General features: G+C 38.6%; 19 protein-coding genes. 2 read left to right on the top strand and 17 right to left on the bottom strand.

Annotated features, from left to right (window positions below; translation table 11 throughout):
- Nucleotides 1-2: 2 nt before the first annotated feature.
- The 5 genes from ACPF64_RS07640 to rpe form a co-directional block, all read right to left on the bottom strand.
- Nucleotides 3-758, bottom strand: coding sequence for a copper resistance protein B (locus tag ACPF64_RS07640; protein WP_209832222.1), 756 nt, complete (start codon nucleotides 756-758; stop codon nucleotides 3-5).
- Nucleotides 745-2,679, bottom strand: a complete 1,935-nt coding sequence (locus ACPF64_RS07635; protein ID WP_426455928.1) for a copper resistance system multicopper oxidase — start codon at nucleotides 2,677-2,679, stop codon at nucleotides 745-747. The genes ACPF64_RS07640 and ACPF64_RS07635 overlap by 14 nt, the downstream gene beginning before the upstream one ends.
- Before the next feature lie 40 nt (nucleotides 2,680-2,719).
- Entirely contained in the window at nucleotides 2,720-3,115 is a 396-nt protein-coding gene (locus ACPF64_RS07630; protein WP_198078289.1) for a hypothetical protein, read from the bottom strand.
- Nucleotides 3,116-3,219: 104 nt separating this feature from the next.
- Nucleotides 3,220-4,041, bottom strand: coding sequence for a Cof-type HAD-IIB family hydrolase (locus ACPF64_RS07625; protein ID WP_426455927.1), 822 nt, complete (start codon nucleotides 4,039-4,041; stop codon nucleotides 3,220-3,222).
- Between the two features lie 356 nt (nucleotides 4,042-4,397).
- Nucleotides 4,398-5,084, bottom strand: a complete 687-nt coding sequence (gene rpe, locus ACPF64_RS07620; protein WP_003655878.1) for a ribulose-phosphate 3-epimerase — start codon at nucleotides 5,082-5,084, stop codon at nucleotides 4,398-4,400.
- Nucleotides 5,085-5,268: 184 nt separating this feature from the next.
- On the opposite strand from rpe, the gene ACPF64_RS07615 reads away from it, so the two are divergent.
- Nucleotides 5,269-5,541, top strand: a complete 273-nt coding sequence (locus tag ACPF64_RS07615; protein ID WP_000843452.1) for a DUF2218 domain-containing protein — start codon at nucleotides 5,269-5,271, stop codon at nucleotides 5,539-5,541.
- Here the strand turns inward: ACPF64_RS07615 and fghA are convergent, their stop codons facing one another.
- The 6 genes from fghA to ACPF64_RS07585 all read right to left on the bottom strand — a co-directional run bounded on the left by fghA (nucleotide 5,542) and on the right by ACPF64_RS07585 (nucleotide 10,724).
- Complete coding sequence (gene fghA, locus ACPF64_RS07610) at nucleotides 5,542-6,387, bottom strand: S-formylglutathione hydrolase (protein WP_426455926.1); 846 nt, start codon at nucleotides 6,385-6,387, stop codon at nucleotides 5,542-5,544.
- On the bottom strand, nucleotides 6,356-7,807 hold the full coding sequence (locus tag ACPF64_RS07605) for a C13 family peptidase (RefSeq protein WP_045437535.1): 1,452 nt from the start codon (nucleotides 7,805-7,807) through the stop codon (nucleotides 6,356-6,358). Before ACPF64_RS07605 ends, fghA begins: the two co-directional genes overlap by 32 nt.
- 136 nt (nucleotides 7,808-7,943) lie before the next feature.
- Nucleotides 7,944-8,735 carry a class I SAM-dependent methyltransferase gene (locus ACPF64_RS07600; RefSeq protein ID WP_426455925.1) on the bottom strand — a complete coding sequence of 264 codons (792 nt, stop codon included), beginning with the start codon at nucleotides 8,733-8,735 and terminating at the stop codon, nucleotides 7,944-7,946.
- Nucleotides 8,736-8,746: 11 nt separating this feature from the next.
- Nucleotides 8,747-9,412 carry a tRNA (adenosine(37)-N6)-threonylcarbamoyltransferase complex dimerization subunit type 1 TsaB gene (tsaB, locus tag ACPF64_RS07595; protein WP_426455924.1) on the bottom strand — a complete coding sequence of 222 codons (666 nt, stop codon included), beginning with the start codon at nucleotides 9,410-9,412 and terminating at the stop codon, nucleotides 8,747-8,749.
- Nucleotides 9,413-9,547: 135 nt separating this feature from the next.
- Nucleotides 9,548-10,075, bottom strand: coding sequence for a gamma carbonic anhydrase family protein (locus ACPF64_RS07590; protein WP_426456121.1), 528 nt, complete (start codon nucleotides 10,073-10,075; stop codon nucleotides 9,548-9,550).
- A 19-nt stretch (nucleotides 10,076-10,094) separates the two neighbouring features.
- Nucleotides 10,095-10,724 (bottom strand): CoA pyrophosphatase, encoded by a 630-nt coding sequence (locus ACPF64_RS07585; protein WP_198078295.1) that lies wholly within the window; start codon nucleotides 10,722-10,724, stop codon nucleotides 10,095-10,097.
- A 114-nt stretch (nucleotides 10,725-10,838) separates the two neighbouring features.
- Between ACPF64_RS07585 and ACPF64_RS07580 the strand changes: the two genes are divergently transcribed.
- Entirely contained in the window at nucleotides 10,839-11,387 is a 549-nt protein-coding gene (locus tag ACPF64_RS07580; RefSeq protein WP_198078296.1) for an NUDIX hydrolase, read from the top strand.
- Nucleotides 11,388-11,441: 54 nt separating this feature from the next.
- Here ACPF64_RS07580 and filF read toward each other — a convergent pair whose 3' ends face one another.
- The 6 genes from filF to filA form a co-directional block, all read right to left on the bottom strand.
- Nucleotides 11,442-13,391, bottom strand: a complete 1,950-nt coding sequence (gene filF, locus ACPF64_RS07575) for a putative pilus system protein FilF (RefSeq protein ID WP_426455923.1) — start codon at nucleotides 13,389-13,391, stop codon at nucleotides 11,442-11,444.
- An 18-nt stretch (nucleotides 13,392-13,409) separates the two neighbouring features.
- The gene (gene filE, locus ACPF64_RS07570) at nucleotides 13,410-14,762 is read right to left on the bottom strand and encodes a putative pilus assembly protein FilE (RefSeq protein ID WP_426456120.1); all 1,353 of its coding nucleotides are present in this window, start codon (nucleotides 14,760-14,762) and stop codon (nucleotides 13,410-13,412) included.
- A 14-nt stretch (nucleotides 14,763-14,776) separates the two neighbouring features.
- A complete protein-coding gene (filD, locus tag ACPF64_RS07565; RefSeq protein WP_426455922.1) occupies nucleotides 14,777-16,441 on the bottom strand; it encodes a putative pilus system OmpP1/FadL family transporter FilD in 1,665 nt (554 codons plus the stop codon).
- 18 nt (nucleotides 16,442-16,459) lie between these two features.
- The gene (gene filC / locus ACPF64_RS07560) at nucleotides 16,460-17,626 is read right to left on the bottom strand and encodes a putative pilus system protein FilC (protein WP_426455921.1); all 1,167 of its coding nucleotides are present in this window, start codon (nucleotides 17,624-17,626) and stop codon (nucleotides 16,460-16,462) included.
- A 44-nt stretch (nucleotides 17,627-17,670) separates the two neighbouring features.
- Nucleotides 17,671-18,504, bottom strand: a complete 834-nt coding sequence (filB, locus tag ACPF64_RS07555) for a putative pilus system C39 family peptidase FilB (protein ID WP_426455920.1) — start codon at nucleotides 18,502-18,504, stop codon at nucleotides 17,671-17,673.
- Between the two features lie 308 nt (nucleotides 18,505-18,812).
- The gene (filA, locus tag ACPF64_RS07550) at nucleotides 18,813-19,688 is read right to left on the bottom strand and encodes a putative pilus system protein FilA (protein WP_198078959.1); all 876 of its coding nucleotides are present in this window, start codon (nucleotides 19,686-19,688) and stop codon (nucleotides 18,813-18,815) included.
- Between the last annotated feature and the right edge of the window lie 151 nt (nucleotides 19,689-19,839).

Genomic DNA, 19,839 nt, shown 5'->3' with positions numbered 1-19,839 from the left:
AATTAGAATTTAAGTGTTAACCCTGCTCCATAATACCAACCATGTTCAGAATCAGTTCCAGTTTGCCAAGCAGTTTGTTTTAAGCCTTTTTCATAGCCATAACCGACATCAACAAAAGGCATTACCTTTTTGTTGATTTCATAACGGGTTTGAAAGCCTGCTTGTAAACTTGATAAACCTGTTTTACTGGCATAGCGAGATTCATCTTGCAAAACAACATCTGCTTTTAAATAAGGTTTACCAATTAACTTTTGGGTAAAGAGTAAGTCTCTTTCCGTCTCTAAGCTTAACTTCCATAGCTGGTCTTCACCTGCATAAAGATATGCATCGGTTTCAAAAAAGTAAGGTGCCATGCCATGTAAACCCACTACACCTGCCCAGCGATCTTGCTTTTGGTCTTCCCGCTGTAAACGTTCATAGTTCACCCCAGCCTGTACATCCCAATAATCAGCTACATTTCGGCTGTAAAGTAATGAGCCACCGTAATTAGCATCTTCGGACTCGGCCTTTTCAACATGAGCTTTGATAAATAGTTTGTTTTCATCAGTTCCCACCCAACTTTCTAATTCAGAAGAAAAACTACCTTCCCCTTCTTCATTTTGAGTCCAGCCCGTATCAATTGTAGTCGCCTGATAAACCTGACCACCATGTTCGCGTAAATGATCATGTGTTAAAGGTTCTTGAGCAAAAGTAAATACAGATATGCTCGAGAAAGCACCGCAACATATCATTTGAGAAAATAACTTAGTGATACGCATGACTAGCTCCTTTCTCATTTTCAGATTGAACAGGTGCTTGAGATGCATCTACTGCCCCATCATTCACTTGAGCCACAATCAATTTATTCATCATCCCTGCACTCATGTGATAGAGCAGATGACAATGAATCGCCCATTCTCCTAATGCATCGGCTGTCAATAACGCAGTAACTGTCTTTTCTGGTGGAACAATAACAGTATGTTTATTTGGCAAGTTTTCAGCTTGTTGACCATTTTCCAATTGCATGAACATGCCATGTAAATGCATTGGGTGAGCCATCATGCTGTCATTCACGAACTTCAAGCGAATACGTTCGCCATATTTAACTTGTAATGGCTCAGCTTCGCTAAATTTCTTGCCATTAATGGTCCAGATATAACGCTCCATGTTGCCGCCTAAACGAATAACTAATTCACGTTCTGGTGCACGGGTGTCTGGTTGAGGTGTTAAAGATTGCAAATCACTATACTGCAATGCTTTCATACCGACTGGTGTTGAAGCATTTGCCCAGCCATACACCGGCTCATCTTTTTTAACTGTAGTTTTAGGTTGAGCAGGCATCTCATGATTCATATTCATCATAGCGTGATCATGCTCACTAGATGGCTTTGCCTGCATATCGTGTTTCATTTCAGGCATAGCTGACATGTCGTGCTTCATTTGCATCATGGAATGATCATTTTTGTCAGATGACATGTCTTTCATGCCATGTTCCATATTCATCATTGCATGATCATGATTGGCATGGCTTGTCTCTTTTTTCATTTCAGGCATCGCAGACATGTCATGTTGCATGTTCATTTGATGGCTAGCATGTTCATCACCCGCTCCATCACCATGACTCATGCCCATATCATCCATGGTCAATAAAGATCGCGGACGTGGCTGTGGCATTTGAATTGGACCAACCGCCTGAGTATTTTCATCATGCAAAGTACCGATAGCAAAGCCGCTACGGTCAATTGACTCAGCCTCAATCTGATAATTTGCCTGTTTAGGTTCTACAATTACATCGTAGGTTTCGGCTGTGCCAATACGAAACTCATCAATCGCAACAGGTTTTACTGGCTGCCCATCTGCACTCACGACTGTCATTTTCAAATTTGGAATTCTGACATCAAAAAATGACATTGCAGAGGCGTTAATGAAACGTAGTCGGACTTTATCTCCCGCCTTAAAATCACCTGTCCAGTTTTGCTGCGGTGTCTTACCGTTGATTAAGAAGGTATAACCCGTCACATCAGACATATCGGTTTTTAACATCCGCATTTGGTTCCACATCGAACGATCTTGCCAAGTTGCTTTTAAGCCTTGTGCTTTAACCTGCTTCCAGACATCAGATACAGTTTCACGGCGATTTTGATAATACTCAGCAGATTTTTTCAAATTCTTCATAATGCTATCGCTAGAAGAGTTATGAAAATCTGAGAGCATCACCACATAATCACGGTCAGTTTTTTCATGTGCTGCAAGTGGTGTTCTCCCTTTCGGATAAATCACGAGTGGGCCATATAAACCGTCTTGCTCTTGGCCTTTACTGTGGGCGTGATACCAATAGGTGCCGTTTTGTTTCACCTTAAAGCGGTAAACAAAATCTCCGTTTGGAGCAATTCCTTTAAAACCATTGAAACCCGGTACACCATCCATTAAGCCTGGCAATAACAAACCATGCCAGTGCAAAGACGTATCCTGATTTTTTAATTGGTTATGAACATGAATAACAGCGTCATCCCCTTCTTCGAACTCAAGGAGTGGTGCTGTAAATTTTCCATTTACGGTAATTCGTTTTAGCGGTTGACCAGTAACATTGACCTGTTGTTCATTAATATTAAGGTGATATTCCTTAATTGCCGCGAGGGACCATGGTGAAACCAATAGCCCAAATACAGCGACTAAGCTGCTAATTGTTTTATGAGACATTGCTGTAATCCTTTTTAATTAAAAAATAAGTAAGAAAGGATTAAGCTTTAGGAGGACGTAAAATTTCTTGCCAGTATCCGGCTAAATGCTGAGCCTGATAAATACTGCTAAATTGAGACGATATTGGAATAAATGATGATTCAAGGTCTGGTACAGCTTGCTGCAATGCCAGATTCACGATTTGGCAATGTACGGGGTTACAGTCCTTACAATGCTCACCGTGCGAATGAAGAGACTGGGTCATGGTTTGATGACATACAGTCTGATCATCTGCTTGGACATGTACAGAGTGATGAGTCATTTTTTCACTATGACACGGCATCGTGTGAAGATCATGCTGCATAGGCGTCTGAGCAATAGACACACCACTCCACCCAATGACCAAAGTCATTAGGAACACAAACCAAGCATACTTGCGTAAGTGTTGTAGGGCCATTGTCGTTTATTGCCTTATGCAATTTATATATCTTAGGTGCATTAGCATAACTAAGTTTTAAAAGAGATACAATTTTTCCATCTTAACTGTTTGTTTTAAATTAATTAAACAAATGGTGATTGATGTTGAAGCACCAAATCAATCACTTGCAATGCACCCTCTTGCTCATTACTCGCAGCCGCATAAGGCGCTACTGCTTTTAAAGCTTCTACTGCATTTTCAACCGCAAACCCATAACCCACTGCTTTAATCATTTGTATGTCATTATTATTGTCGCCAATCGCAACGACTTGATCAGGTTCAACCTTCCATTTTTCTAATAGAAGCTTCAAACCATGTGCTTTATGCTGGTCAGGAAGAATAAGATCGATAAAGTCAAAACCACTTGAAACGGGAACTAATAATTGATCTGCAACAAAACTTTGCTGCTGAAGATCTTGAAAAATAGCAAAACTTTCGTTTTTCTGAGCAATAAAAGTAATTTTGCACACTAAATCTTTTAATGCATAAAAATCCTCTACAACTATTAGCTTTTCAAAGTATCGAGCGACCTTAGCATAATCATCGGCTTGCATAGACTTGTGTACATAAGCGCTCTGCTTTCCGCAGATCACCATTTTAGATGTATAGGTTGAATCAATTGCTTTTAATGTCTCAATAAATTGTTGCTGACTTAAATGAGCAAAAGCTATTTCTTGCCCTGCATCTACAACATGTGCGCCATTTTCTGCAATAAAAGCAATTTCATGACTAATTTCTGGAAAGTAGGTAACAAGCTTTGCAAGTTGGTTACCACTGGCAACCACAAAATGAATATTATTTTGTTTGAGTTGTTCGTACTGTTTTAAAAAACGTGCTTTGTTGTACTGCTTCTTAGAATTAAGAAAAGTCCCATCCATATCTACCGCTAAAATTTTTATCGTCATTAATTATCTAGATCTCTTACTAAAAACTTATTAAACCAAATTTAGCTTTATTTTTCATGACACTTTTACAGTTTTACATCCATATATTTCTTAAAAGGCGTCCACACAATATTATCGTTTTTTGCACTGGTTATTTTTTAGTAAAGCTTAATAAAAAATCAGGTAATAAAATATCCAACTCGCATAAAAAAAGAACGCCAAAACGTTCTTTTTTCATACATTCAGCCTAGAGAATAAGCAGTTGATCTAATTTTGTTTATTTTACCAACATCTTATCCATATGGTTATCAACACAGTTATCCATACAGTTATAAACAAAGTTATCCACAAGCCTACCCTTGATTAAGCATACTTTTTTAAGCGTCAACACTACCTACTTTCGCAAGCTCTGCACGCATTTGATCAATTACAACTTTATAATCTGGTTGACCAAAAATGGCTGAACCAGCAACAAACATATCTGCACCAGCTTCTGCAATTTCACGAATATTTGCAGGGCCAACACCACCGTCTACCTCTAAACGAATATCACGACCACTCGCATCAATAATTTTACGAGCTTCACGCAATTTTTCTAAGGTCATTGGAATGAACTTTTGCCCACCAAAGCCAGGGTTCACACTCATGATTAAAATTTGGTCAACTTTATCAAGCACATAATCTAAATAGTGTAATGGCGTTGCAGGGTTAAATACTAAACCGGCTTTTGCACCACCTGATTTAATCAGCTGTAATGAACGGTCAATGTGATGAGAGGCTTCTGGGTGAAACGTAATAATATCAGCACCAGCTTCCAGAAAATCTCCAATAATGCGGTCAACCGGAGACACCATTAAATGCACATCAACAGGTGCTTTAATTCCATAATTTTTTAAAGCCTTACAAATGCCAGCACCAAAAGTTAAATTTGGAACATAGTGGTTATCCATTACATCAAAATGCACTACATCTGCACCTGCGGCTAACACTTTGTCTACATCTTCGCCTAAACGAGCAAAATCGGCAGATAAAATAGAAGGAGCAATCAAATAAGGCTTGGACATAAGTGGATGACCTGGCTAAGAGTTTAAGGAGAGGCTTAAAATTATAACAAAAAACCGCCTACTTGGCCTGCTCTTCCTTGCTCAAATCGCAACATTTCAAACTTGCAACGTAACGTTGCAACATTAGAATGCTAAGCGCTAAATGAATTTGTTAAGGTACATTAAAGTAATGTGAGGATTGATAATGAAAAGCACAACTCATCTATTAACAAACGATGGCAAACGTATTGCAAAACGTCTAGTTAATCATTGGAAACACAAATTTGAAGTACAAGAGACTGAACAAGATTTCAAAATTTTAATGCCTACAGCAACCATTACGCTTGCACCTGAAACAGAGCAGTTAAACGTTGCTATTGATAGTCAGCTAGATGACCATGACCACTTAGAAAAAGTCGTGCTTGATCATCTAAACCGCATGGCTCAACAAGAATTTCAGGTGGAATGGCAACATTAATTAGCCATTTACCTTTTCTAACTGGATTGCATGAAACTGTAAATGCTCATCCATAAAGGTTTGAATAAAGTAATAGCCATGATCATAGCCCGCATGTTGTCTTAAAGTTAAAGGTTGTCCTGCTTTTAAACATGCTTGCTTAAATTTTTCAGGGTGAAGCTGTTCATAAAATTGGTCATCCAATCCCTGATCAACCAAAATTTCATCAAATACTGCACCACTTTTTGAGACTAAAGCAGTGGCATCATGAGCAAGCCAGCTTTCGCGATCTGCACCTAAATAATGACTAAAGGCTTTGTCTCCCCATGCACATTCAGTTGGTGCACAGATCGGAGCAAAAGCAGATACCGACTTAAACTTTTCAGGATATTTAAAAGCCAAAGTTAAGGCGCCGTGGCCACCCATTGAGTGCCCAAAGATACCGACTTGTTGAGCGTTTACTGGAAAGTTTTTCAAAATGAGTGGATATAACTCATCAATCAAATAGCTTTCCATTTGATAATGCTCAGACCAAGGTGTTTGTGTTGCATTAATATAGAAACCTGCACCTTGACCTAAATCCCAATTATCCCCTGTAGCAACCTGCTCTCCACGAGGAGAAGTGTCTGGTGTAATCAGTATTAAACTTAACTGTGCCGCCATATGTTGTGCGTGCGCTTTTATGGCAAAGGTTTCTTCAGTACACGTTAACCCAGCGAGATAAAACAAAGTTGAACAAGGCTTACCTTCTAAAGCGGCTGGTGGCAAATACACACCAAACTTAGCTGGGCCTTTTAATAACTGAGATTCAAATTGGTAAACACGTTGCTCACCTTCAAAGCAGCGGTTTTTTTGCAGGAGTTGCATCGTTTTTGGCCTCTGTTTTTGTTTGAGCAATATCTACACTACCAGTATTTTGCTGAGGAAATAGATACTTTTCCAATTGAGGTAGCATAAGTTCCATATTTTTACCAATCATCCACTGAGGCTCTGAAGGTTCTACACCTTGGGCCACTTCCCATTTGGTTACCGTTTGCTTAGCTGTATTAAACGAATCTTTCATCGAAGATTGCTCTCGCATAGCCAAATCAAACAAAGCTCGACCAAAATAAGTGTAGTCAGCTTCGTTATTACATCCAAAAGAAGTTTTATCAGCAGCAGATGCAGTAATAATTAAAGTATCAGGAGACTGTAAAGCAGGAATAAAGCTTCCTGAATAACAGGCTGAGATAACAATCACACGCCAGCGAATACCGGATTTATCAAGTGTTTCACGCAACCATTTAGGGTCTACTTGCCCTAGATCTAATGGCGCATTTTCAATTTCGAAGTGATTCTGTTCACCGTGTGAAGTCATATATAGAAATAGTACATCACTATCACGGTTCATTTGCTGCCCCATACGGCGTAGGGCTAACTCGATACTGGTTTTAGAGGCAATCGGGATTTCTGTACGGGTATCTGGATTATTGACCAGCATCATTGACCGACCCACAGTACCAAAGCGTGTATCAAACTGTTCTTTAATACGGACTACTTCCGATTTAAAAACATCTTGGTAGCTATCACCTGCCACACCTAAAAAATACCAATGACTTTTTGCCTGCTCACCATATTGGACTTGCTCTAAAGAGTCATTCAGTAGCTTACTTTGTGCATAAAAAGCATCTTCCGCAAATGTTGGAGCTGAATCTTCGACCTTCCAAATCGGTTGATCTTTTACAGAAAGTTGCCAGACCACCATGGTCGCAATAGTCGCAACCATGACGAGTGCGCGTTCCCACCAAGGCCACTTGAGCTCGCGTGAGAAAACCCAAATCACCGCTAAACTTTGCCATACGAACAAAGCTACAAATAAGCTCGGTAAAATTCCGTTATAAATAGCATCTGGAATAAAGTTGAGATAACCGTTAGAACCTAAATACTGAATTAAACATTGAATTAATAAGATATTTGTATCTAGAACCAACCAAAGTAAAGCAGGTACTAGCATTAAGCGAGGTTGGTTGGTGCGCTGTGATAAAAATATACCGACAATTAAAGCAATAAACGGCCAAAGTGCGTAACCAATTAAACCTTGTGAATTGAAATCACCGATTTGACCAGCCACAAGCCAGCTATAAAGAGAGTTAGTACATCCCCCTAAAATCCCCCAGACAATGAGCTGAAGAATTGATGGATGTACAATTTGTAAAGAACGTCTTGATCCCAAAAACAGCCACATTCCGGCAATTTGGTTGCTTTTAAAATCATGCCAAAAGTTAATGGAGGGTTTAAGATCAATCATAAAAGGTTTTCAAAAATTTCGTTTTTGTCAGGCATCTTAAGTGTATGCCTGCTAAGAATTTTAGCAATCATGCTTTTGAACTATATCACATATATTTGTGCATTATTCAAGCAATAAAACCTAACCTTACATAAGCCTACTGAAAATACGCATCAAAACGACAAGCATCTCCTTGCCATTGATGAGCTGGCTCCTGATTTGCCAAGAAAATAGCATGACGTGGGCGTTTAACCACTACACGTTTAGCAACTTTCTGTGCCAAAACCAGCAAATTATCCCCTAAATCCATTTCCCCATCTTCGGGTAAAAGTAGGTGTAAAAGCTGCATCTGTTTTTTAACTTGAGCTTGTTTTTTGATGGCTTGGTGATTCTGATCACGCTGAGGAAACATAGGGTCTAGATAAACCACATCAACCAGTTGAGCTGTTTGCTGTAACTGTTGTAAATAACTTGCAGAGTCAGCAAAGATCAGTTGAATCCGATTCATAAACTGGCTTAAAAAGCTGTCTTGTTCAGCTTGTACTTTTGCATCTTCAAGTAAGGTAAATAAAATTGGATGGCGCTCAACCAATTGTATTTGTGCACCTAAATAAGCCATGAGTAAACTATCGTGACCCAAGCCTGCTGTAGCATCAACAAGTATGGGTTTTTCACCTAACTGACAAGCACGGGCAATCATTTCTGATTTAAGACTTGCACGTTTTAAACGAGAAATTTCAGCTTTCCAGTCTGGCTGCATTTTCATGCCATTTGCAGATAACCATAGCCCGTTTTCATCTACACAAAGTGCCAACTCAGGATTTAAACGCAAAAAACGTGAATTGAGCTTTTCAACTGGTTGCAAATCGACAGTCACACCTCTAGAACAAAGCACAGCTTGGTAGTGCTGTGCTTGCTCTTGAAAATCTACTTCAAAATATATGTGCATGAGTAGTGCCTTTATTTTGCTTTACCCTGATCTGCTATTTTTTTCCATGCATCATCACGTAAATAAACTGGTAAAGCATGTTCAGCATCAACCCACTGCTTTTGTGTTGCATAAACACGTGCAATAGAAGCGATGTCTTGTGCTGTTGCAGTGATTGTTTGATGCTCTGCATCAGCTTGAAGGAGCTTCGCACCCGAACCAATTAAGCAATGCTTTGCATAAGCAGCCGCTTGCTCATAGCCCATTAATTTTTCTTCATCAATACATTGCATAATTCTATGCTCATCTAGAACAAAACTTGCAATATAAACTTCATTCATACGAGCATCGAGAACCGCAGTCACCTGTTCCAAACCTTCAAGTCGGTATGCTGCTTGTGCTAAAGCTTGCAAGCTCGAAACGGGAATAACGGGTAAATCTTGTGACCATGCCAAAGCCTGAGTCACAGCTGCATTAATTCGGACGCCACTAAAAGAACCCGGACCACGGCTAAAGGCAATCGCATCCAGACCAGCAACCTCAAGACCTGTTTGTTGTAGCCCCTGCTCAATCATCGGCAAAATGGTCTGGGTTTGTGCTTTCGCCCGCGTATCGAGTTGAAAAAACAGTTCTTGGGTTTCATCGACTAATGAGATAGAACACTGCTCATTTGCAGTTTCCAACGCCAGCAATTTCATGCACAACCTTAGTATTAAATCAGATTAAAAACGGGAGTTATGATAACCCACTCGGCTCTGATAGGCGAGTTGTTCTCTGTCTAAATAAAAATGCCAAGCTTGTGCTTGGCATAAAAATATTTTTCTAAAAAAAAGTTAAAAGTGGAATTCTTTTAAATCTGCATAATTCTTAAAGTGCTCAGCATAATGCAATGCACTCAACCGTATTTTTGCCGCACCGTCCTCATCTAAAGTTTTAACAATTTTGCCGGGCGACCCCATCACCACTGAATTATTTGGAATGATTTTCCCTTCAGGAATTAAGGCGTTAGCACCAATAATACAGTTTTTGCCAATCACTGCCCGATTTAAAATTACGGCGTTCATACCAATCAAACTATTATCACCAATCGTGCAGCCATGCAGCATGACTTTATGCCCAACGGTGACATATTCACCAATATTTAATTCAAGTCCAGCATCGGTATGTAATACAGAATTTTCTTGAATATTAGAAAAATCACCAATTCGCACTACACAGTTATCAGCACGAACTACTGCACCAAACCAAATACTGACCTGACGGCCTAGTTCCACCTGCCCAATAAGTGTTGCAGTTGGAGCAACCCAGCCATCCCATGGTTCATGTAAGGCTTTTGGGTGCTGTCCTTGATAGCTATACATCATAATTTATCAATCCTGATCATTTATTCTTATGAGAAAATTTTGGCATACCAAATGTTGGTGAGTTGAGTAAAAATGGCCACTCTTTCTGATAACCCAATCCATATTTAAACAGAGCAACTAACATACGAGCAGTTAAACCCCAAATAATTTCATTATCAATCTGTAAACTTGGAAAGTATAAAGATTGATGGGCATAACGTACTTCGTAAGGCATGGGTCTTGTATCAATTAATTCTTGCAAAGGCACAAAAAAAATTCGATCAATTTCAGTAGGCTGAGGTATTAAAGTAACCTCTGGGGGAATAAGCCCAACAATGGGTTTTACAGATAGTCCGCTTCTTGCACGTTGCATTGGCAAATCGCCGAGCAACTGCACATCAAAAGGATTTAAAGCGGTCTCTTCCTGAGCTTCTCTTAAGGCCACCACAATATTACTGGTATCACTGGGGTCACGCTTTCCACCCGGAAAAGAAACTTCCCCCGCATGGTTGTTCATATGTATTGAACGGCGTGTAAGCAGTACCTTAGGATCATTTTCATTTGTAATAGCAATCAGTACTGCTGCTTGTGCTTCTTGTATGCGGGTGGAAAAGCGCAATCTTTGCTGTAACTTTTGTGTTAGCAAGTGCTCTTCCATACCATTCACCTATTATTCTGTCTCTCTTTGCATCATATCTGAAAAATAAACTTAGGGAATAGAGTTGATGCGTAAGTCTAAAAATTCAGTTATGCTGAGGCATCTCTATACTCGATGATAATTATGAGTTTCTGTGTAGCGTGTGGGCATAAAACCGAACAAAAAATTCCTTTAGGTGATCATAAAGTACGCCGTGTTTGTACTCATTGTGGCAATATTCATTATGAAAACCCCAAAGTAATCTGCGGTGCCTTAGCGTTATGGGAAGACAAAGTATTACTCTGTCGTCGTGCAATTGAACCTCGTTATGGTTTATGGACTTTGCCTGCTGGTTATATGGAATTGTTCGAGACCATGGAACAAGGTGCAGCGCGCGAAACTCGTGAAGAAGCAGAAGCCGAGATAGAAATAGAACAACTGTACTGTATGTACAATATTCCTCGTATTGGTCAAATTTATGTACTTTTCAAAGCACAGCTGAAAGATGGCATTTTTGGTGCCGGTGAAGAAAGCATTGAGAGTCGTCTGTTTGAAGAGCATGAAATTCCATGGGGTGAACTAGCCTTCCCTAGCGTTGAACACACTTTAAGACATTATTTTGAAGATCGTAAAAAACAAGTGTTCCCAACACATCTTGAAACTTTGGGTACTCGTTTAGACAAAACGGGTTAATCAATTAGATAATAAAAAAGACCGCTAGGCGGTCTTTTTTATTTGTCTCTTATTTTAAGACTTAGTTTTAATCTGATAGCAATCAGCTGTTCGAAGTGTCACAGTTCCTGCCTGACGCTGACCTAGAGCTTTTTCAGCTTCAGTCGGAGCAGGCGAAATATTTTTAATATTATTATATACCTGTTGATATAACGCATAGAGATTAACCCATGGAACTGTTTCATTAGCATAGGTTGTAAGGTTTGCACCACTACTTTGCCCTTGCAATAGGTTAGCAACATTAATTTTTGCGCCGCTTACAACTAATGTTTTCATGTCATCTTCAGAAGTACTTTGAACTACATTTGAATTTAAACCAAAGACAATACCATTTAAATTTCCTAATTCAGGTGCACCCAAAATCATTCTTACTGTAATTGACTTATCAGTGGCTGCTGATTCCGTTCCTCCAGTTGTACCAATTCGGTATTGTTGAACGCCATTGTTATCAATTAAATTGGTATTTGAAACCACTCCACACTGACCAGACATATCTGTTGAAGTGGCATTAGGTTTAATGTCGGTACGAATATCTCCATGCTCATCAACTACAATACCCAAATCAATAGGTGCAATTCCTGCGGTATCAAATTTAAAGTTTAGAGTTGCATATAATGGAAAAATATAAGTTTGGCCAGATTTGACGTTATTAGCAGTTTTAAAGATCTGACTGGATAAATAACTTGCTGGTGCAACTTTAGTAATATCCATAGAACCAATATAATTTTGGTTATCAGCGCTCTGTTTCCATAATGCATATTGCTGAGGATTAGGAGTTTTCGTATTCGTCAAAGCTAAATATGAACTATCACGTCCTGCGATAAATGAATCATTTAATAATTTACCCTGATAAATCACTAAGTCTTCATTAATATTACTAGAGATTTTTAAGCGAAATGGTTTTGTTGATTTAATCTCTGTTTGAACTGGATCAAGCCAACTAGTTTGCGCACTTGCAATCATTTGAGTTGGTTTTGATTTGGTCAAAATATTAAATACTTTACTAATAGCTGTTCCAGTCGCAATCGTACTAGTTCCTTTCCACTGTAAACCATAACCAAATGTATATCCCTGACGATCAGATAATAAGAACAAATTACCTAACACATGTTGGGTATTAACCCCATTTTTTGGACAATCCGCCAAATTCGTTAGATTACATCCATAAAAATTTTCAGCTACTAAAGAAGGTTGATTCGATCCTAAAACAGGTTTAACCAAAGTAAGATAATCAGATTGATATAGTCCTACTAAACTTAAGTTTGCTAATTGTATTACTAGTTCAAAAGCTTGTTCATCTGATATCTGATTTACATCTAACCAAGGTTTCAAAATATTGGCATAAGCACCATTTTTCCATTCTGTAGCGGTAATATTTTGAACTAAAATATTTAGAGTATTTTTCTTGTCATCGGTAAATCGTGTTGGCTGCAAATCGCCAACAACATTCTCACCGCGCTCTAAGCCAATGCTTTGAAAGAGTTTTACCAATGCCATTGCAACACGAACTGTAGGATCATCTTGGCTAAGTGATGTTGGAGTTTGTCCAGTTAATCCGATAGCCATATCCATAACTTTTAAACGTGGTGGAACAGTCATCTGAATTTTTGAAACAGTGTCCAGCTTGACGGAGCCTAGTTCAATTTTTCTTGTATTTTTAGCATCTTGCAAATAAAAATTAGCAGTATCTCCAACTTTACAAGATCCAATAACACTATTACCTGAAGCCTTAGTAACAAAGCTTAGATTGGCCGCACTACTACATGTAAAATTAAGACCAGCAATTGGGTAATCTAAAGAAAATTGTAGACAATCACTGCTTGTTACCGAACAACTTCCATTAGCGGTAGCTCCTCCTGATCCATTTGTAGGATTCTCATTTATTGTGGAACTACCACCACCACATCCATTTAGCATAATCGCTAATGTGGTTAATGCAAAAGGCCATAAAACTTTTTTATTCATTAGATACCCTACTTATTTTTAACGTAATACGGAAATTTGAATTTGTCCCTGATTAGATAACTCGGTTTCTGCAACATCTACGGCAGAGGATAAAGGTGTCATCATCATGTAATGTGCTGATGGTGGTACTTTTAAAACGCCTTGAATTGATGCATGTTGTAACATGGTAGAAGGATAAGATTTACTCTTAAATCCACTTACTCCCTCTAAAATACAACCTTTGTCATCTAAAAAAACAGCTAAAGGCCAATAATATAAAGGTTTCTCATTACTAGCAGCGAACGACATAAGTTTTAAATGTTGGACTGAGGGATCAAGCTTAATCAACTCATACTCAAACTTCTCTTTCAGTGGTTTTCTTGGCCATACATTTACTTCCTTATTTATACTAAGCGTCTTAATTGACTTGTTATAACCCTTAATAAAACATTGATCTTGTTCAAAAGCTGCTACTAAGTCTTTCGAAGATAAACGCATATATGTTGGTGCTAATACAACTGTAGACTCTTTATCTTGAGTATGGCGATTAAAAAGCTGATCTAACGTTGATCGGCTTACACCTTTTTTCCGCTCTACTGATTCGGTTCTTCCTAAGCCATCTGGCACCAGATAAAAACGTTTTTTTCCTTCAAGATTAAACTCCTGATCTTCAAGATATTCATTATTTACATATTCTACGCCATCGATAGTAGTAAATTTAGACTTATCTTGTGTATAAGTTGACGCTGGGGAAGCTTGCGAAGTATTTTTTATCGGTGGTGGAATTAAGAGTAACTGTTTTTGCCATTCGTTCTTAGATGCCGTTTGAACTTTTACATTTTCAAGATTTTTATTTTTTTCAATAGGTGTTTTTAATTCACGACTTTCTGCTAAGGCAGACTGAGTATCCTTCTGAGTTTTTTGTGGTGCAGTTGGTGCAGTTGGTGCAGTTGGTGCAGTTGGTGCAGTTGGTGCAGTTGGTGCAGTTGGTGCAGTTGGTGCAGTTGGTGCAGTTGGTGCAGTTGGTGCAGTTGGTGCAGTTGGTGCAGTTGGTGCAGTTGGTGCAGTTGGTGCAGTTGGTGCAGTTGGTGCAGTTGGTGCAGTATTTAATTTATTTTCTACTTGTTGTTCTAATTTTTTCGGTAAATCTTTAATTTGCTCTTTTTCTTTATAATTTTTTTGAGAAGGAAGAATTACCGTCTTATCTGGTGAATTTTGAGGTTGTATTTTTATTTGAGGGATAGACTGTTTTTTTTGATCAACTCTTTTACTAGGCACAATCATAGGACGACCATCTGGGCCGATAATCGTATAGAAACCGTCTGCATAAGATATAGAAACATTTGCTATCGCAATACATAAAATTGAAATAGCAAATTTAGGCCGAAACATCCATTTATATTGTCTTACCATTTTGTTCTGTAACTCAAACCAAGCACTGTAATTTTAGTATTTGTTTTTACATCCAAACCAGCATAAGGATTTAATAAAATATTATCGACACCACATTTATTCGATAAAGTACTCGTACATGCTGGAATATTATCTCGACTGCGTAAGAAACCAACTGAAAGGTCTAGGTCAGTATCTGTATCAAAACGATAACCCAATCCCAAACCAAACAATTGCGCATTGTTAATTGGAACCATAGTATTACGTTTGTCATTAGGAATAGCGCTAGCACGGGGCTCATAACCTGCTCGTAATTTCAAACGATCCGTTGCCGAATACTCTAAGCCAATTCCCCAACTCCATGGTGAAGTAAACTTTAATGGCAATGCTAAAGAGTTATCGGTCACATCATTAGATAATAGTTTTGCAACTTTAAGTAATGAAATCTGGCGATCAAACTCAAATTTAAATTTATCCCATGCTGAATAATCGGTCCATCCAACATCAAAGTTTACTTGTAAGTCTGGAAAAATCTTATATTTAATACCTGCCTGAAAATGTGCGGGATATTCTAAATCCATCGCTACTAAACCCGATTCAATATCAGGTACATAGCCAGGCAAGCCTAGAATTCGCGCTAAAATTTGTCCGGTCGCAGATGAGTTCAGCCCGCGTATCAATTCTTGAGGCGCTTTAGCATTATCAATCATGTATTTGCCTTTCATACGCATCTTGGCTGAACTTTGGTAGACCATACCCAAGCCAAAATCATCTGTCGGCTCCCACAGCAAGCCCAAGTTATAACTTGGGCTTAAAGACTGCTCCATGGAAACTTGTAAGGCTCCCATTTTATTAAATGGATTCATGCCTTCTTGAGCATTACACATCCCGAATAATAATAGACTAGTAATCATGTCATTATTATTCTTAAATGGCGCACAAACCACTTCATCAACCATGCGTAAGACACCAATCATCTCATTCGGAAAACGAAGATCTGTCTTTAATGCTAGTGCGTTATATGACATACCAATTGAAGCACCAATTGATAAATGGTCATTCACTTGATAACCAAAAGATGGGGATAAATATGTGATTCGCTCTACAGCGACTTGTTGCCCCATATAGTTACCAGCATTACCATTTTCTGCACCGAAACCTGCTACTAATGGTGCATATACTGCTGTTGCATAGGTGACTTTCGAACCTGGAGGCTTATAGGCAATTCCTGCTGTAGGAGCCACGAGTGGATAACCAGCTCCTAAATCAACCATTTTTTTAAGAATGGGCACATATAAGCTGGCATATTCCACATCGCCACGTACAGGCCCTTTAAAGTCTGTACAAATATTAGCAGTAACTTCTGGACCATCATTACAAACCAGAGGGTCATCTGAATAACCAAAAACGTTATAACCAGGGGGGGCTGAAAACTCGCGTTGGATATCAAAATTAGCAAGAATACCCTGTACATCAGTTTGTAGCCCATCAATCTTGGCTAACGCTGCAGGGTTAAAATGAACAGCACTAATTCCTGGCGGATCTGCTGTTACAGCATTCCCCATCGATAATGAACGAATATCAACAGCTAGGTTTTGTCCTAATTGAGCATTGGCAAAGCTAGAAAAACCAGAGATCACAATTGCCACTGTTAAAGGACATAATTTAGGATATTTCACCTGCCTATCTCCTTATTTTTATTTTTTGCGCAAACCTAAGATATCTAGCGGGAACGACAGACCAAGCGAAACATCTGGTGCATCCTCTGTTAAACCAAAGCCAACTGTACCGTTAACAATCGTGTCAGGTGAAACACGTACCCCCAAAGCAAAAGCCATCATCGCACTACTCTGATCTGGCGACTGATATGATTCACCACTTTCAAATTGAAACTCAGAATTTAAGTTAAAACTTTGCTGATATGACATGGTTAATGACACGTCATAGTTAAATGAATAGGCGAAACCGAAAGAGAACCCGCCACTAATTCCAGGATCAAATGACTCTAAAACACGACCACCACCACGTACCTGATTTAAACCAGTCTCTTTAAAACCATAATTGGCAGAGGCAGATGCAAATAAAACAACTGGATCGATGTACTTACGAGTACTCGCTCCTACTCCTACAGAGTAATAACCTTTACCAGTTGAAAGTTCATTTTGGGCAACTTCATATGGGCTATCCCCAGTTTTAGTAGATACACTACCAAACAGGACTAAAGGTAAACGTCCTTGTTTCAATGGGAAAGGTTCCCAACGTGCACCTAGAGAAATATCACCCAATCCTGCAGTAGTTGAATCACTAGCAATATCAGATTTAGCAACTAGAGGTACTGTTGCTGAAAGTGTTAAATTATCTAAAACACCATATTGAGCTGTAAAACTGTTAGTCAAAGTATGTTGAGCATCTTCCCTAATACTTAAACGACTAATACTAGAGTTATCATCAGCTAGTGCTAAATCCAAAATACTATCGCGGTAATAGGTATAATCAAGATCATAATATGTAGAAATTTCCCCTCTTTTAATTAACGAATATTGTCGTTCATTCGAGGTAAATACTTCTTGTAAGTTTGTTTCTTGACTCGCATCGCCTTCTTTTTTCTGCAAAGCGGTAGCAGCTTGATTAGCTCCAGTATTTGCTGTTACAGGATCACTAGTTGCCACGTCTGTAGACGAAGTTACACTTCCATTTTGAACTGAATCTGTTGCTGGCGTTACTTCTGAGGCCGTATTCGGTTCAGAAACAACTGCAGTATTTTGAACTTCCGTTTGCGCAACTTGATCCTTTGCATAGATTGTTCCTGTAATGGCACTCATACTTAAAGCCAATACACTCATCTTCATCCATCGATTATTCATATTCCTTCCACCCAATTTATTTATTTTACTAAATCAAAAATTCATTACTTACGTTTGTAATAAAGACGCATAAAAGTTTCTATCGGCTGATTATGATTTGAAGAATGACTGTCATTATCCAAAACCCGTCGCATTGTTGAGGCTTTATTTGCTAAACGATCATAATTAAATGTCGGATATTGCACATCAACAAAGGCATAACGGTTAACAGTTGCATCTTCTACATGACGCATATCCGCATCTTTCAATGCCAATAAGTCTTTACGTTGTGATTCAGGAACAGAGATAACAAATAAAGTATTATTATCCCAAATTTCTTTAAAGCGATTTTCATCAAAGCTGATATTACCTAGTGCTGGATCAGCAACATAGACTCGTCCATCTTTATAAGCTTTATATACGACAAAATGTTTAAATCCAGCATATGAAATGGGAACAATTGCAGGCTGACCTAATCTAACTAAATCAGAGAACTCACCCCGATATCCCCCACTATCTAAACCAATAGCAGTCACAAAACGCTTCATATCAAGTAGAGAGAAACTGCGACGTTCAATAATGCGTTGATATTCGCCGTACTGTAGCAAACCACTCATCGTTTGTTGCTCAGTCAAGCTAGTGCCCACATAACCATTTAGCAAAGTGGTAAGTGCAGCCGAACCACAACTATAGTCATAGGCTTGTCGAACAATACCGCGAAATTGATCCTCTATCGCAGGTCTAATCGTAACGGGCTCAATATGATTTCGGCGAAAAGATAAATTACGTGAATCGGCAGTCTCTGTGTAATAAACAGTTCCCGGCGGCTTTTTTTCTATTTCGAAGGCTTCTGTCGCAAAGTAATATATCAATGCTGAGCCTAAAACAATCTCTAACATAAGCACTTGGTCTAAATGGTGGCCTAACTGGCCTTATTCATTTTATTCTTAGAGCAATAGCTCTACATCCCTGTGACTTGAAGATACCTTGTTTTTTTGTAAAAAACAGCTTTTTTTTAATCTTTTTGATGAACGCATAGTTCTAGTCTAACTAAACTGTTAATTAGCTCTCATTCTTAACTATGAACACTTTTAATATATTTAGTATACATATAACAATATTATTAATTCTTAAGAGAAATTTAATTAAAACCTCAATAAAAAAGCGCGTATAAAACGCGCTTTTTTAAATTTTGGACTTTTTTAAATTAGTGACCAGAAATTGTAATTGTAGAAGTACCTACATTAATACCCTGAAGTTCAACATCTCCAATTGATGCATTACCCGCAGCACCTAAGTGTATGCCTTGAGCATAAACATTCATGCCTTGAGTACTATTATTTTGAATTTTCAAGCCAGTTGGTACAACCGAAATATTAGCATCTACATCTAAATTACCAGTTGTATTACCAGCACCACGTACCATTACTTTGTCTAGAACGATTTTACCACCACCAGTAGCATCGTTAATACCTAAGTTAGATAGTGTTAAACCACCTTGTAAACTTGAATTTACCTTAATCATTGCACCTTGTGGAGTAGCACCCAATTGTACATTCGCAGAAATTGCACCTAAAGATAAATCTAGACCAGAAATAATTTCAGTTGGCGCTGCTTCTGTAATACCACGTATAGCAGTTGTTTCATTCAAAGTACCAGAACTACCAACACCAATAGACCCAACTTTCACATTAACGGCCCCTACGTTTGCAGCAACATTTAAAAATGCGCCATTTGTACCAGATGCACCAACGCTATCAATTTTAAGGTCTAATAGGTTCTTTGTTGCATCTACCTGCGTAAGAGTTATCGCTTTACCACCTGTTGCCGTTGTACCCGTAATTGTAATTGCACCGGCAGTTGCTGCAGCACCAGTAATACCTGTAGAAGTAGCTAAACCATCGTTATCATGAATATATAATTTGTCGATAGAAATACCGCCAGAACCTAGAGCGATACCGATGTTAATACCATCTTGACCTGTAGCAGCACTTAGCGCAGCATCATCCATTGACTGCATTGCCATTGCATTTGCGCTGATAGCTAAAGAAGAAACTAAAGCAAGTTTAGTGAACATTTTCATTGAGCACTCTCCCAAGAGCATTTATTTTTTGACTTTAACCACTCTCATTGTCTCAAGTTGCATTTTTCTTTATATAGCAACCGAAACTTCCAATCCTTGAGTAGTTTTGCTTAGCAATTACTAAATTACATCTACGTTACTTTTTGTTCAA

Origin of the sequence: Acinetobacter sp. KB005 (assembly GCF_049949095.1) — a bacterium.
GTDB classification, from domain to species: domain Bacteria; phylum Pseudomonadota; class Gammaproteobacteria; order Pseudomonadales; family Moraxellaceae; genus Acinetobacter; species Acinetobacter calcoaceticus.
Note: the sequence above shows the minus strand (reverse complement) of the source record. Positions and strands in the feature narration are given on the sequence as shown.

Bases quoted from the DNA above. Each gene is read 5' to 3' on its own strand.
- ACPF64_RS07625 (WP_426455927.1), bottom strand. From the start codon at position 4,041: ATGACGATAAAAATTTTAGCGGTAGATATGGATGGGACTTTTCTTAAT.
- ACPF64_RS07630 (WP_198078289.1), bottom strand. From the start codon at position 3,115: ATGGCCCTACAACACTTACGCAAGTATGCTTGGTTTGTGTTCCTAATG.
- tsaB (WP_426455924.1), bottom strand. From the start codon at position 9,412: ATGAAATTGCTGGCGTTGGAAACTGCAAATGAGCAGTGTTCTATCTCA.
- ACPF64_RS07615 (WP_000843452.1), top strand. From the start codon at position 5,269: ATGAAAAGCACAACTCATCTATTAACAAACGATGGCAAACGTATTGCA.
- filB (WP_426455920.1), bottom strand. From the start codon at position 18,504: ATGTTAGAGATTGTTTTAGGCTCAGCATTGATATATTACTTTGCGACA.
- filF (WP_426455923.1), bottom strand. From the start codon at position 13,391: ATGAATAAAAAAGTTTTATGGCCTTTTGCATTAACCACATTAGCGATT.
- ACPF64_RS07590 (WP_426456121.1), bottom strand. From the start codon at position 10,075: ATGTATAGCTATCAAGGACAGCACCCAAAAGCCTTACATGAACCATGG.
- ACPF64_RS07600 (WP_426455925.1), bottom strand. From the start codon at position 8,735: ATGCACATATATTTTGAAGTAGATTTTCAAGAGCAAGCACAGCACTAC.
- rpe (WP_003655878.1), bottom strand. From the start codon at position 5,084: ATGTCCAAGCCTTATTTGATTGCTCCTTCTATTTTATCTGCCGATTTT.
- ACPF64_RS07605 (WP_045437535.1), bottom strand. From the start codon at position 7,807: ATGATTGATCTTAAACCCTCCATTAACTTTTGGCATGATTTTAAAAGC.
- filC (WP_426455921.1), bottom strand. From the start codon at position 17,626: ATGAATAATCGATGGATGAAGATGAGTGTATTGGCTTTAAGTATGAGT.
- ACPF64_RS07635 (WP_426455928.1), bottom strand. From the start codon at position 2,679: ATGTCTCATAAAACAATTAGCAGCTTAGTCGCTGTATTTGGGCTATTG.
- filA (WP_198078959.1), bottom strand. From the start codon at position 19,688: ATGAAAATGTTCACTAAACTTGCTTTAGTTTCTTCTTTAGCTATCAGC.
- ACPF64_RS07640 (WP_209832222.1), bottom strand. From the start codon at position 758: ATGCGTATCACTAAGTTATTTTCTCAAATGATATGTTGCGGTGCTTTC.
- filE (WP_426456120.1), bottom strand. From the start codon at position 14,762: ATGTTTCGGCCTAAATTTGCTATTTCAATTTTATGTATTGCGATAGCA.
- fghA (WP_426455926.1), bottom strand. From the start codon at position 6,387: ATGCAACTCCTGCAAAAAAACCGCTGCTTTGAAGGTGAGCAACGTGTT.
- ACPF64_RS07580 (WP_198078296.1), top strand. From the start codon at position 10,839: ATGAGTTTCTGTGTAGCGTGTGGGCATAAAACCGAACAAAAAATTCCT.